The following is a 12,562-nucleotide window of genomic DNA, read 5'->3' on the forward strand; positions in this document are numbered from 1 at the left end:
GGGGCGCGGAGTAGCGGGCACGCGTGCGCGGGGTGACCCTGGTGGACAGGGGCCGGGGAAACCGCGAGGAGGCTCGCATGGCGTCCCACCGAAAGCTCCGCGCCGCGGCCGTCGTCTGCGCCGTCGCCGTCGCCGCGGGTCCCGCGCCCGTGGCGGCCTGGGCGGCGGCGACCGGCGTCCCGGCCGCCGCCCCCTCGGTCGAGGCGCCCTCGCCGTCGCCCGATCCGTTCGCCGACCTCACCGCCGACGAGATCGGCGATCGGGCCGTCGCCGCGACGCAGTCGGCGACCTCGCTCCGGATGACCGGCCGGGTCGTCACGGAGGGACAGCCCCTCGACATCGACTTCGCGGTGAACGACCACGACGAGTGCACCGGCGTGATGAAGATCAAGGGCGGCACCGCCGAACTCCGCAAGATCGACCGGATCACGTACATGAAGGGCGACGAGGCCTTCTGGCGCGTCTCCATGGCCTCCCAGGGGATGCCCGAGGCACAGATCGACGCCACCGTCGAACTGGTCAAGGGCCGCTGGCTGAAGATCGCCCCGGGGCAGGCCGGCAGCGCCGACCTCAGCGGAGTCTGCGACCTGAAGGCGCTCCTCGCCGACCTCGACAAGGACAAGGAAGAGCGCCGTGGACTGACCCGGGGCCCCGACGCCGAGGTCGCCGGCACCCCCGTCGCGACCCTGGTGAAGAAGAAGGCCGAAGGCGAGACCACCACCGTCTCCGTCTCCCAGAAGGGCAAGCCGTACATCCTGAAGATGGTCAAGGCAGGTGGCGAGGAACCCGGCGCGATGGTCCTCTCCGACTACGACAAGCCCGTTCGCGTGGTCGTCCCGCCCGCCGACGACACGGTGGACCTGTCCAAGCTGGACGGGGGCACGCCCGCGTGACGAGGATCCCTCGCGGGATCCGGGCCGGGCCGGACCGGACTGTCGGTCGTCCGCGTTAGCCTCTTTGAGGTGACCGCACGCATCACCGACCCCGAGCAGCTCAAGGAGCTCCTCGGCATCCCGTTCACCCCGGAGCAGACGGCCTGCATCACCGCGCCGCTCGCCCCGCAGGTCGTCGTGGCCGGAGCCGGCTCCGGCAAGACCACGGTGATGGCCGCCCGGGTGGTCTGGCTGGTCGGCACGGGCCAGGTCGCCCCCGAGCAGGTCCTCGGTCTCACCTTCACCAACAAGGCCGCCGGTGAGCTCGCCGAGCGCGTCCGCACCGCCCTCGTCCGCGCCGGAGTCACCGACCCCGACGTCATCGACCCGGACGACCCGCCCGGCGAGCCCCGCATCTCCACGTACCACGCGTTCGCCGGTCAGCTCCTCACCGACCACGGCCTCCGCATCGGTCTGGAGCCCACCTCCCGGCTCCTCGCCGACGCCACCCGCTACCAGCTCGCCGCGCGCGTACTGCGCGAGGCGCCGGGCCCGTACCCCGCGCTCACCCGGTCCTTCCCGACCCTCGTCACGGATCTGCTCGCCCTCGACGCCGAGCTCGCCGAGCATCTCGTGCGACCCGAGACGCTCCACGCGTACGACTCCGAGCTGCTCACCGCCCTCGCCGAGGCCAAGCTGAGCAACGCCGAGCTGCGCAAGATCCCCGAGGCCGCCACCGCCCGCCGTGAACTGCTCGACCTCGTCGTTCGCTACCGCGCCGCCAAGCGCTCCCGCGACCTGCTCGACTTCGGCGACCAGATCGCCCGCTCCGCCGAGCTGGCGACCACCCGGCCCGAGGTCGGCGAGATCCTCCGCGAGGAGTTCCGGGTCGTCCTCCTCGACGAGTACCAGGACACGTCCGTCGCCCAGCGGCTGCTGCTCTCCGGCCTCTTCGGCCAGGGCGACGGAGGGCAGGCCACCGGGCACGCGGTGACCGCCGTCGGCGACCCCTGCCAGGCCATCTACGGCTGGCGCGGCGCCTCCGTCGCCAACCTGGACGACTTCCCCGAGCACTTCCCGCACCGCGACGGCAGCCCCGCCGACCGCTACTCCCTCTCCGAGAACCGGCGCAGCGGCGGCCGCCTCCTCGACCTCGCCAACGGACTCGCCGCCCCCCTGCGCGCCATGCACGCGGGCGTGGAGGCGCTGCGGCCCGCGCCGGGCGCCGAGCAGGACGGCAGCGTCCGCATCGCCCTCCTCCCCACCCACGCCGAGGAGATCGACTGGCTCGCCGACTCCCTCGCCCACCTCGTCCGCACCGGCCGCGAGCCCGGCGAGATCGCCGTGCTGTGCCGCACGGCCACCGACTTCCCCGCCATCCACGCGGCCCTCGTCGCCCGTGACGTGCCCGTCGAGGTCGTCGGCCTCTCCGGTCTCCTCCACCTCCCCGAGATCGCCGACCTCGTCGCCGTCTGCGAGGTCCTCCAGGACCCCGGGGCCAACGCCGCCCTGGTCCGCCTCCTCACCGGCCCCCGCTGGCGCATCGGCCCCCGCGACCTCGCCCTCCTCGGCCGCCGCGCCCGCCACCTCGTCCACCGGGGCGGCGACGAACCGGACCCCGAGCAGCGGCTCGCCGCCGCCGTCGAGGGCGTCGACCCGGCCGAGGTCGTCTCCCTCGCCGACGCGCTCGACACCTTCCTCGACTCCGGCGGCGCAGCCGACGACGGCCTCGCCTTCTCCGCCGACGCCAGGGTCCGCTTCGCGCGCCTCGCCGCCGAACTGCGCGCCCTGCGCGGCTCGCTCGCCGACCCCCTCATGGACGTCCTGCACCGCGTGCTCTCGGCGACCGGCCTCGAAGTCGAACTGTCCGCCTCACCGCACGCGCTCGCCGCCCGCCGCCGCGAGACCCTCGGCCACTTCCTCGACGTCGCCGCCGGTTTCGCCTCCCTGGACGGCGAGGCGAGCCTGCTCGCGTTCCTCGGCTTCCTGCGCACGGCCGTCCAGTTCGAGAAGGGCCTCGACAACGCCCTGCCGGGCGGCGAGAACACCGTGAAGGTCCTCACCGCCCACAAGTCCAAGGGCCTCGAATGGGATGTCGTCGCCGTCCCCGGTCTGGTCACCGGCCAGTTCCCCAGCGCGCGCGCCCGCGAGTCGTGGACCTCCCAGCCCCAGGTGCTCCCGCACGCCCTGCGCGGCGACGCGGCCACGCTGCCGGACGTCGACACCTGGAACGCCAAGGCCCTCACGGCCTTCAAGAACGAGATGCGGGACCACCAGCACACCGAGGAACTCCGCCTCGGCTACGTCACCTTCACCCGCCCCCGCTCCCTGCTGCTCGGCTCGGCCCACTGGTGGGGCCCGTCCCAGAAGAAGCCCCGCGGCCCCTCGGACTTCCTCCAGGCCCTGTACGACCACTGCGAGGCCGGCCACGGCGACATCGAGACCTGGGCGGAGGAACCGGAGAAGGACGCGAAGAACCCGACGCTGACGGAGGCGGACGGGGAGGAGGTCTGGCCGCTCCCGCTGGACGCGGAGTCGTTCAAGCGCAGGCAGGAAGCGGCGGCACTCGTCCGCACCCGGTTGTGGGCCATCGTCCCGCAGGGCGGAGGGGGCACCCCCGGACGAGGTCCGGGGGAGGGCGGGCACACCACCCACAGCGCGGCGCCCGTTCCCCGGGACCCGCACCCGGACGACCTCTGGCCGGACGAGGAAGAACCCCTCTGGGACGAGGAGGACCTCCCCGAGGACACCCACGCGGACGCGGTGCCCGCACCTCGCGTGCCCGAGAACCCGCTCACCCCCGAGGACGCGCGAGCCATCGCCTCCTGGGACCGCGACCTCACCGCCCTCACCACCGAACTCCGCCGCACCCGAGCGACCACCCGTGACGTCGTCCTCCCCGCGTACCTCTCCGCCTCCCAGGTCCTCCGCCTCGCCGCCGATCCCGACGGCTTCGCGCAGGAGCTGGCCCGGCCCATGCCGAAGGCGCCGCAGCCGGCCGCCCGCCGCGGCACCCGGTTCCACGCGTGGGTGGAGTCCCGGTTCGAGGAGCTGCCGCTGCCGTTCCTCGGCCCGGAGGAGCTGCCCGGCGGGGAGGACTTCGCGGGGGAGCCGGAGATCCTGGACGAGCGGGACCTCGACGAGCTGAAGGAGGCCTTCGCCCGTACCGAGTACGCCCACCGCACCCCGTACCGCGTCGAGGTCCCCGTGCACCTCTCCCTCGGCGGCCGGGTCGTCCGGGGCCGGATCGACGCCGTCTACCGGGACCCGGAGACCGGCGCGTACGAGATCGTCGACTGGAAGACCAGCCGGGTGCGCAGTGCCGATCCGCTCCAGCTCGCGATCTACCGGCTGGCCTGGGCCGAGCAGCACGGCCTCGCGCCGGAGGACGTGGCCGCAGCCTTCGTCTACGTGCGGACGGGCGAGGTGGCCCGGCCCGCCCGGCTGCCCGGCCGCGCCGAGCTGGAGGCCCTCCTCCTCGGGGAGCCCCGGCCGGACACCGGGGAGGCCCTCCTGCCGGACGGGGCACCCCCGGGCGCCGGATAGGCTCGGGGGCATGAGCGAGACCCCGGACAGCGCCGTCCACGCCGTACGTACGTACATCGAGCAGCACCGCGACGCCTTCCTCGGCGACCTCGCCGAGTGGCTGCGCATCCCTTCCGTGTCGGCGCAGCCGGACCGGGCCGGGGACGTACGGCGCAGTGCCGAGTGGCTCGCCGCCAAGCTCACCGGGACCGGCTTCACGACCGTCGAGGTCTGGGAGACCGACGGCGCCCCCGCCGTCTTCGCGGAGTGGCCCTCCGATGACCCGGACGCCCCGACGGTCCTCGTCTACGGCCACCACGACGTCCAGCCCGCCGCCCGCGAGGACGGTTGGCACACCGACCCCTTCGAGCCGACCGTGATCGACGGGCGGATGTACGCGCGCGGGGCGGCCGACGACAAGGGGCAGGTGTTCTTCCACACCCTCGGTGTCCGCGCGCACCTCGCCGCCACCGGCCGCACCGCGCCCGCCGTCAACCTGAAGCTGATCGTCGAGGGGGAGGAGGAGTCCGGTTCCCCGCACTTCCGCGCCCTTGTCGAGGCCCATGCCGAGCGCCTCGCCGCCGATGCCGTGATCGTCTCCGACACCGGCATGTGGTCCGAGACCACCCCCACCGTCTGCACCGGCATGCGCGGGGTCGCCGACTGCGAGATCGAGCTGTACGGCCCCGACCAGGACATCCACTCCGGTTCCTTCGGCGGCGCCGTGCCGAACCCGGCCACCGTCGCGGGCCGGATCGTCGCCGCCCTCCACGACGCCGACGAGCGCGTGGCGATCCCCGGCTTCTACGAGGGAGTGACCGAGCTCACCGACGCCGAGCGCGCCCTCGTCGCCGAGCTGCCCTTCGACGAGGCCGCCTGGCTGCGCACGGCGAAGTCGCACGGCACCCTCGGCGAGGCCGGCTTCTCCACCCTGGAGCGGGTCTGGGCCCGCCCCACCGCCGAGGTCAACGGCATCGGCGGCGGCTACCAGGGCCCCGGCGGCAAGACGATCGTCCCCGCCTCCGCCCAGCTCAAGCTGTCGTTCCGGCTGGTCGCCGGCCAGGACCCGGACAAGATCGAGCTGGCGGTACGGGACTGGCTCGCCCCTCTCGTCCCGGCCGGCATCCGGTACGAGATCGTCTTCGGCGCCCCGACCCGCCCCTGCCTCACCCCCCTCGACCACCCCGCCCTCAAGGCGGTCGCCGGGGCCATGAGCCGGGCCTTCGACGGCGCCAAGGTCCGCTACACGCGCGAGGGCGGCTCGGGACCGGCCGCCGACCTCCAGGACGTCCTGGAGGCTCCCGTCCTGTTCCTCGGCATCTCCGTCCCGTCCGACGGCTGGCACGCCCCCGACGAGAAGATCGAACTCGATCTCCTCATGAAGGGCGTAGAGACGACCGCGCACCTGTGGGGCGACCTGCCCGCCGCCCTCCACACCGCCGCGCGCTGAACCCACACACCGATCCGGGGGAGTTGGAAGCACCTGTGAGCACCTTGAAGAACGCGTCAGCGGACCGCCCGATCTCGCTCACCGCTCCGAGCGGCATCGACCGTGCCGCGCACCACCGCCTCGACGAGGCGTGGCTGGCCGCTGCCTGGAGCCACCCCACGACCCGGGTCTTCGTGGTCTCCGGGGGTCAGGTGCTGATCGACGACACGGCGGACGGCACCACCGAACTCGTCATGACCCCGGCGTTCGAGGCCCCGGTCACCGAGACCCACCGCTACTTCCTGGGCACGGACGCCGACGGGGTCTCCTACTTCGCGCTCCAGAAGGACTCCCTGCCCGGACGCATGGACCAGTCCGCCCGCCCCGCGGGGCTCCGCGAGGCCGGGCTGCTGCTGTCCGACCGGGACGCGGGCCTCATGGTGCACGCCGTGGCCCTGGAGAACTGGCAGCGCCTCCACCGCTTCTGCTCGCGCTGCGGTGAGCGCACGGTCATCGCCGCCGCCGGGCACATCCGCCGCTGCCAGGCCTGCGGCGCCGAGCACTACCCGCGCACCGACCCCGCGGTGATCATGCTGGTCACGGACGAGGAGGACCGGGCGCTGCTCGGCCGCCAGGTCCACTGGCCCGAGGGCCGCTTCTCGACCCTCGCCGGTTTCGTCGAGCCCGGCGAGTCCATCGAGCAGTCGGTGGTCCGCGAGGTCTTCGAGGAGGCCGGTGTCACGGTCGGCGAGGTCGAGTACATCGCCAGCCAGCCCTGGCCCTTCCCGTCCAGCCTGATGCTGGGCTTCTTCGCCCGCGCCACCTCCTCGGAGATCACCGTGGACGGCGAGGAGATCCACGAGGCCCGCTGGTTCTCCCGCGAGGACCTGGCCGCCGCCTTCGAGTCGGGCGAGGTGCTGCCCCCGTACGGCATCTCGATCGCCTCCCGCCTGATCGAGCGCTGGTACGGCAAGCCGCTCCCGAAGCCGGGCGACGTGATCTGAGACGTACGACACGTCCCGCACGCAGACGAAGAACCCCCGACCGGTCCGTACCGGTCGGGGGTTCTTCACATGCCGGGTGGCTCAGACGCCGAGGGCCTGCTTCACCTGGGCGAGGCTCGGGTTCGTCAGGGTCGAGCCGTTCGGGAAGAGGACGGTCGGCACGGTCTGGTTGCCGCCGTTGGCCTTCTCGACGAACGCCGCCGAATCGGGGTCCTGTTCGATGTTGATCTCGGTGTACGCGATGCCCTCGCGGTCCATCTGGCTCTTCAGCCGACGGCAGTAGCCGCACCACGTGGTGCTGTACATCGTCACAGTGCCCTGCATGGCGAGGCGCTCCTCTTCGTTCGCTGACGGGTGCCGAGAAGAAGAACGTACGCCCTGGTCCGCCCATTCCCGGAATTCGTATGACCGCGGACGCCCCCTGTGGACAAGCCTCCGCGGCAAGCTCGGCGGACCTGGCAGCATTGGGGGGTGACAGCAGCAACGCACTCCACTCTCTTCCCGCAGGTCCCGGAGACGGCCGACGCGGTGCTCGACGGGCTCGACCCCGAGCAGCGCGAGGTCGCCCTGGCCCTGACCGGCCCGGTGTGCGTGCTGGCGGGCGCCGGCACGGGCAAGACGCGGGCGATCACCCACCGCATCGCGTACGGCGTGCGGTCGGGCAGACTCCAGCCCGCCAGTGTGCTCGCCGTCACCTTCACCAACCGCGCCGCGGGCGAGATGCGCGGCCGGCTCCGGCAGCTCGGCGCGGGCGGCGTCCAGGCCCGCACGTTCCACTCCGCGGCCCTCCGCCAGCTCCAGTTCTTCTGGCCGAAAGCCGTCGGTGGCGATCTGCCCCGGCTCCTGGAGCGGAAGATCCAGCTCGTCGCCGACGCCGCGGCCCGCTGCCGGGTCCGCCTCGACCGCAACGAGCTCAGGGACGTCACCGGCGAGATCGAGTGGGCCAAGGTCACCCAGACCGTCCCCGCCGACTACCCGGCCATCGTCGCCAAGTCCCACCGGGACGCCCCCCGCGACCCGGCGGAAATCAGCCAGATCTACGCCATGTACGAGCAGCTGAAGCGCGACCGCTCGGTGATCGACTTCGAGGACGTGCTGCTGCTCACCGTCGGCATCCTCCAGGACCGCCACGACATCGCCGACCAGATCCGCAGCCAGTACCAGCACTTCGTCGTGGACGAGTACCAGGACGTCTCCCCGCTCCAGCAGCGGCTGCTCGACCTGTGGCTCGGCGACCGCGACAACCTGTGCGTGGTCGGCGACGCCAGCCAGACCATCTACTCCTTCACCGGTGCCACCCCGGACCACCTGCTGAACTTCCGCACCCGTCACCCCGCCGCCACGGTCGTCAAGCTCGTCCGCGACTACCGCTCCACCCCCCAGGTCGTCCACCTCGCCAACGGGCTGCTCAGCCAGGCCCGCGGCCGGGCCGCCGAGCACCGCCTGGAGCTGATCTCCCAGCGCGACCCCGGCCCCGATCCCGTCTACACGGAGTACGCGGACGAGCCGACCGAGGCCGAGGGCACCGCCCGCCGCATCCGGGACCTCATCGCCGCCGGCGTCCCGGCCGGCGAGATCGCCGTCCTCTACCGGATCAACGCCCAGTCCGAGGTCTACGAGCAGGCCCTCGCCGACGCCGGAGTGTCCTACCAGCTCCGCGGCGCCGAGCGCTTCTTCGAGCGCCAGGAGGTACGGGAGGCGGGCATCGCCCTGCGCGGCGCGGCCCGCGCCGGGGGCAACGACTCCCTCCTCGACGACGTGGACGACCTGCCCGCCCAGGTCAGGGCCGTCCTCTCCACCAAGGGCTGGACCTCGCAGCCGCCCTCGGGCTCGGGCGCCGTCCGCGACCGCTGGGAGTCCCTCGCCGCCCTCGTCCGGCTCGCCGAGGACTTCGCCCGCGCCAAGTCCGGAGCCACCCTCTCCGACCTGGTCGCCGAACTCGACGAGCGGGCCGCCGCCCAGCACGCGCCCACCGTGCAGGGCGTCACCCTCGCCTCGCTGCACTCGGCCAAGGGCCTCGAATGGGACGCCGTCTTCCTGGTCGGCCTCACCGAGGGCATGATGCCGATCACCTACGCCAAGACCGACGAGCAGGTCGAGGAGGAGCGGCGGCTGCTGTACGTCGGCGTCACCCGCGCCCGGCTCCACCTCGCGCTCTCCTGGGCGCTCTCCCGCTCCCCGGGCGGCCGGGCCTCCCGGCGCCCCAGCCGCTTCCTCAAGGGCCTGCGGCCCGGCTCCGGGTCCCTCGGCACCGTCGCCTCGGGCGCGTCCGGCTCCTTCGAGCGGGGAGCCGCGGCCGCTCGGCGCGGGCCGCGCGGCCCGGTTCTCTGCCGGGTCTGCGGGGCGACCCTCACCGAGGCCGGCGCCATGAAGCTCCTGCGCTGCGAGGACTGCCCGTCGGACATGGACGAGGGCCTGTACGAGCGGCTCCGCGACTGGCGCTCGGAACAGGCCAGGGAGCTCGGCCAGCCGGCGTATTGCGTGTTCACCGACAAGACGCTGATGGCCATCGCCGAGCGGGTCCCCGCCACCGGCGGGGAGCTCTCCGCGATCTCCGGCGTCGGCGCCCGCAAGCTGGTCCGCTTCGGGGACGACGTCCTGGCCATCTGCGCAGGTGGGGAGGGCGGGGCGGGAGTCGACGAGACCTGAGGAAAACTCGTGGGAAAAATAGTTTGCGCCTGCCCCGTCAGGCCCCATAGGTTCTTAACCACGGAAACAGCGGCTTCTTAGAAGCCCTGTCTCTGTGCTGTACTTGTCCAAATACATACGAGGGTCCGGCTCGCACCCGAGCCCTCCGAGACGCCGAGAGGAGGCGATTCCACGTGATCAGCAACATCATTCAGACCAGCACCGCCGGCTCCGTCAGCGCTGCCAGCTTCGTCAGCACCGTCAAAATGACCGATCGCTCCGTCGCCTCCACCTGCTCGCTCGGCTTCTCCGCCTCGGCGTTCATTGGCACCGGTCTGTCCGTCGCCGGCCTTGCCGGTCTCGGTATGCGGCCTGCCGTGGAGCTGCGCAATGAGCGACCGACCAAGGCACTGGAAGCAGGAGCAGCAGGCAAGGCCAAGGCCTATGACTTTGCGGCGACCGGTGCCGGCACCCAGCAGCAGACGACGACGCATGACCACAAGATGTGGGCCTTCCGTGGGCTCGAACCCTGGAGTGATCCAGTCTGATCCATGATCAGACCGGCGCCTTCAGGGCCGCGGAACCCCACCCGGGATCCGCGGCCCTTTTGTTTGTCTCCGAACGAGGACGACGACACGAAGGCGCCTCGGGACAGACACACCCGGTACCAGCCGAAACCCCGGTCAACAGGCCGGAACGACCAGACGAGGAAAGACCACCGTGCAACTCGAAGCGCACGCCCCGTCCGTACCGCCTTCCGAATCGATCCCCCTGCCCGGCCTCACGGAGGACCCCGCTTTGACCCCCCTCACCACGCTCACCGCGCTCGACGACGCCATCGAGAACCTGGGCGTCCCCGTCCCCTGTCGCGCCTACGACCCCGAGGTCTTCTTCGCGGAGTCCCCGGCCGACGTCGAGTACGCGAAGTCCCTCTGCCGGACCTGCCCGCTGGTGGCCGCCTGCCTGGCCGGCGCCAAGGAGCGGCGCGAGCCGTGGGGCGTCTGGGGCGGAGAGCTCTTCGTCCAGGGCGTGGTCGTTGCCCGCAAGCGGCCCCGTGGCCGTCCGCGCAAGAACCCGGTCGCGGCATGAGCGCCACCGGAACCATCGACCGCCCCCTCACGCACGATCCCCAGAAGCAGGCCCCGATGACCTCTTCCACCAGCGAGCCCGCCGGCTCCGCGACCCCAGTCTTCTTCCCCTCCGCCGCGCCCACCGCGCGTCAGAACAGGACCCGTGAAATGCAACTCGCCCCAGAAGCCCTGGCCCGTGCTCATATGCACGAGCGTCTGCGTGAGGTCGACGCGGAACGCCAGGCCGTGCGCCTGGTCGCCGCCCGACGCATGCAGCGCCGCGCCGAGCGCGTCTCGCTGCGCGCCCGCCGCGCGCTGGCCATGGCCGTCATGCACTGATCGAAACCGCGCCCCCAGGGGCGCCCCCGCGGGGGCCGGTCCGAACGGACCGGCCCCCGCGGTGCGTTGTCGGGACCCCGGCCCTTCGTCGGGTTATCGTCACAAGGGTGAACGAAGCCCGTACCCCCGAGGGGCCCCTCGTCTGCGCGCGCTGCGGCAAGACGGCCGACACCCTGCCGCTGACCTGGACCTGTTCGGTGGAGAACGGTCGGCGCACCTACTTCTGCGAGGACTGCGCCCGCGCCAACATCCGCGCGATCGAGGGCCGCCTCGACTCCTCCTGGTGGTGAGCCCGCCCTCCTAGGGGGTCTCGTCCGCCGGTTCCAGGAAGCCCGGCAGCCATTCCTCCAGCTCGGCCCGCAGGCTCACCGTCGCGTTCAGCTGGCACAGGACCCCGATCGTGCTCAGCGTCACCCGGTGTATCAGCAGGTACGCGGGCGGCAGGTTGAGCTGCTTGCCCAGCTGGTGGGCGGGGGAGCGGGGGTCGGCGATGCGGGCCGCCTGGGTACGCATCCAGCCGCGGGTGAAGAGGAAGGACTCCGCCTCCGCCGGCTCGATGATCGGCAGCAGGTACTCCAGGACCGCGTCCGGGTCGAGCGCCATGGACTCCTTGACGAAGCCGTCCGCCCGCAGCAACTCGTAGACGGTCTCGGCCTCACCGGCGAGCGTCATCCGCAGACAGGTGCCGATCGTCTCCGGCAGCCCGCCGGGCAGCCGGTCCACGGTGCCGAAGTCGAGCACCCCGAGCCGCCAGCCCTCCGGCCCCCCGTCCTCGTCGGGGCCGGGCAGCAGCCGGAAGTTCCCCGGGTGCGGATCGGCGTGCAGCAGACCCGTGCGCGCGGGGCCCGAGAAGAGGAAGCGGGCCAGAAGCTGGCCCGCCCGGTCCCGCTGCTCCTCCGTGCCGTCCGCGATCACCTCCGCGAGCGGGATGCCGTCCACCCACTCGGTCACCAGGACCTGCTCCGCGCGGTGCACCACCGCCGGGACCAGCACATCCGGGTCGTCGGCGAACTCCTCCGCGTGCTTCTGCTGGGCCGCCGCCTCCAGCGCGTAGTCCAGCTCCTCCGAGACCCGGTCCCGCATCTCGGCGATCAGCGGCTTGATGTCCATCCCCGGAATCAGCGGACCGAGCAGCCGGGCGAAGCGGCTCAGCTGTGTCAGGTCGGAGAGCAGGGCCTCCCCGGCGCCCGGGTACTGCACCTTCACCGCGACCTCGCGCCCGTCGTGCCACACGGCCCGGTGCACCTGCCCGATCGAGGCGGCCGCCGCCGGCTTGTCCTCGAACTCCAGGAACAGCTCCCGCCACTCCGCGCCCAGCCGCTCCTCCAGGACCGCGTGCACCGTCCGCGTCGGCATCGGCGGTGCGGCGTCCTGAAGCTTCGTCAGCGCCGCCCGGTAGGGCCCGGCCACCTCCTCGGGAAGGGCCGACTCGAAGACGGACATTGCCTGCCCGAACTTCATCGCCCCGCCCTTGAGCTCGCCGAGCACCTTGAACAACTGCTCGGCCGTGCGCTGCTGCAGCTCGCGGGCGACGAGTTCCGCCGATCTCCCGCCGATCCGCTTGCCGAGGCCCCAGGTGGCCCGGCCCGCGAAGCCGAGCGGCAACGCGGCCAACTTGGCGGTCCGGGTGACCGCCTTCCGGGGAAGATCAGACATACGCGCCCCTCCAAAACCCAGACTGCCGTGCCGCGCAGG

11 protein-coding genes are annotated in these 12,562 nt (G+C 72.5%); 9 read left to right on the forward strand and 2 right to left on the reverse strand.

Annotated features, from left to right (window positions below):
* The first annotated feature begins 77 nt into the window (after positions 1-77).
* From OG514_RS19255 to nudC, 4 genes are all read left to right on the forward strand, one after another.
* Positions 78-893: a hypothetical protein gene (locus tag OG514_RS19255; protein ID WP_266896364.1), complete on the forward strand. Its 816-nt coding sequence runs from the start codon at positions 78-80 to the stop codon at positions 891-893.
* A gap of 69 nt (positions 894-962) precedes the next feature.
* Positions 963-4,418, forward strand: coding sequence for an ATP-dependent DNA helicase (locus OG514_RS19260; protein WP_266896366.1), 3,456 nt, complete (start codon positions 963-965; stop codon positions 4,416-4,418).
* Positions 4,419-4,428: 10 nt separating this feature from the next.
* On the forward strand, positions 4,429-5,847 hold the full coding sequence (locus OG514_RS19265) for a dipeptidase (RefSeq protein WP_266896368.1): 1,419 nt from the start codon (positions 4,429-4,431) through the stop codon (positions 5,845-5,847).
* Positions 5,848-5,882: 35 nt separating this feature from the next.
* A complete protein-coding gene (gene nudC / locus OG514_RS19270) occupies positions 5,883-6,830 on the forward strand; it encodes an NAD(+) diphosphatase (RefSeq protein ID WP_266896370.1) in 948 nt (315 codons plus the stop codon).
* A gap of 81 nt (positions 6,831-6,911) precedes the next feature.
* On the opposite strand, the gene OG514_RS19275 is transcribed toward nudC, so the two are convergent.
* Complete coding sequence (locus OG514_RS19275) at positions 6,912-7,154, reverse strand: mycoredoxin (protein ID WP_189835709.1); 243 nt, start codon at positions 7,152-7,154, stop codon at positions 6,912-6,914.
* A gap of 147 nt (positions 7,155-7,301) precedes the next feature.
* Between OG514_RS19275 and OG514_RS19280 the strand changes: the two genes are divergently transcribed.
* The 5 genes from OG514_RS19280 (at position 7,302) to OG514_RS19300 (ending at position 11,157) form a co-directional block, all read left to right on the forward strand.
* Complete coding sequence (locus OG514_RS19280) at positions 7,302-9,479, forward strand: ATP-dependent DNA helicase UvrD2 (protein WP_266896373.1); 2,178 nt, start codon at positions 7,302-7,304, stop codon at positions 9,477-9,479.
* A gap of 173 nt (positions 9,480-9,652) precedes the next feature.
* Positions 9,653-10,006, forward strand: coding sequence for a hypothetical protein (locus tag OG514_RS19285; protein WP_266896375.1), 354 nt, complete (start codon positions 9,653-9,655; stop codon positions 10,004-10,006).
* A 172-nt stretch (positions 10,007-10,178) separates the two neighbouring features.
* Positions 10,179-10,547 (forward strand): WhiB family transcriptional regulator, encoded by a 369-nt coding sequence (locus OG514_RS19290; protein ID WP_266896377.1) that lies wholly within the window; start codon positions 10,179-10,181, stop codon positions 10,545-10,547.
* Positions 10,544-10,867, forward strand: a complete 324-nt coding sequence (locus OG514_RS19295) for a hypothetical protein (RefSeq protein ID WP_266896379.1) — start codon at positions 10,544-10,546, stop codon at positions 10,865-10,867. Before OG514_RS19290 ends, OG514_RS19295 begins: the two co-directional genes overlap by 4 nt.
* 107 nt (positions 10,868-10,974) lie before the next feature.
* Positions 10,975-11,157 carry a hypothetical protein gene (locus tag OG514_RS19300; RefSeq protein WP_266896381.1) on the forward strand — a complete coding sequence of 61 codons (183 nt, stop codon included), beginning with the start codon at positions 10,975-10,977 and terminating at the stop codon, positions 11,155-11,157.
* Positions 11,158-11,167: 10 nt separating this feature from the next.
* Here the strand turns inward: OG514_RS19300 and OG514_RS19305 are convergent, their stop codons facing one another.
* Positions 11,168-12,523 (reverse strand): AarF/ABC1/UbiB kinase family protein, encoded by a 1,356-nt coding sequence (locus OG514_RS19305; protein WP_266896383.1) that lies wholly within the window; start codon positions 12,521-12,523, stop codon positions 11,168-11,170.
* Between the last annotated feature and the right edge of the window lie 39 nt (positions 12,524-12,562).

This window comes from Streptomyces sp. NBC_00572, from assembly GCF_026341815.1.
In the GTDB taxonomy this organism is placed as follows: domain Bacteria; phylum Actinomycetota; class Actinomycetes; order Streptomycetales; family Streptomycetaceae; genus Streptomyces.

Bases quoted from the DNA above. Each gene is read 5' to 3' on its own strand.
- OG514_RS19255 (WP_266896364.1), top strand. From the start codon at position 78: ATGGCGTCCCACCGAAAGCTCCGCGCCGCGGCCGTCGTCTGCGCCGTC.
- OG514_RS19265 (WP_266896368.1), top strand. From the start codon at position 4,429: ATGAGCGAGACCCCGGACAGCGCCGTCCACGCCGTACGTACGTACATC.
- OG514_RS19275 (WP_189835709.1), bottom strand. From the start codon at position 7,154: ATGCAGGGCACTGTGACGATGTACAGCACCACGTGGTGCGGCTACTGC.
- OG514_RS19295 (WP_266896379.1), top strand. From the start codon at position 10,544: ATGAGCGCCACCGGAACCATCGACCGCCCCCTCACGCACGATCCCCAG.
- OG514_RS19305 (WP_266896383.1), bottom strand. From the start codon at position 12,523: ATGTCTGATCTTCCCCGGAAGGCGGTCACCCGGACCGCCAAGTTGGCC.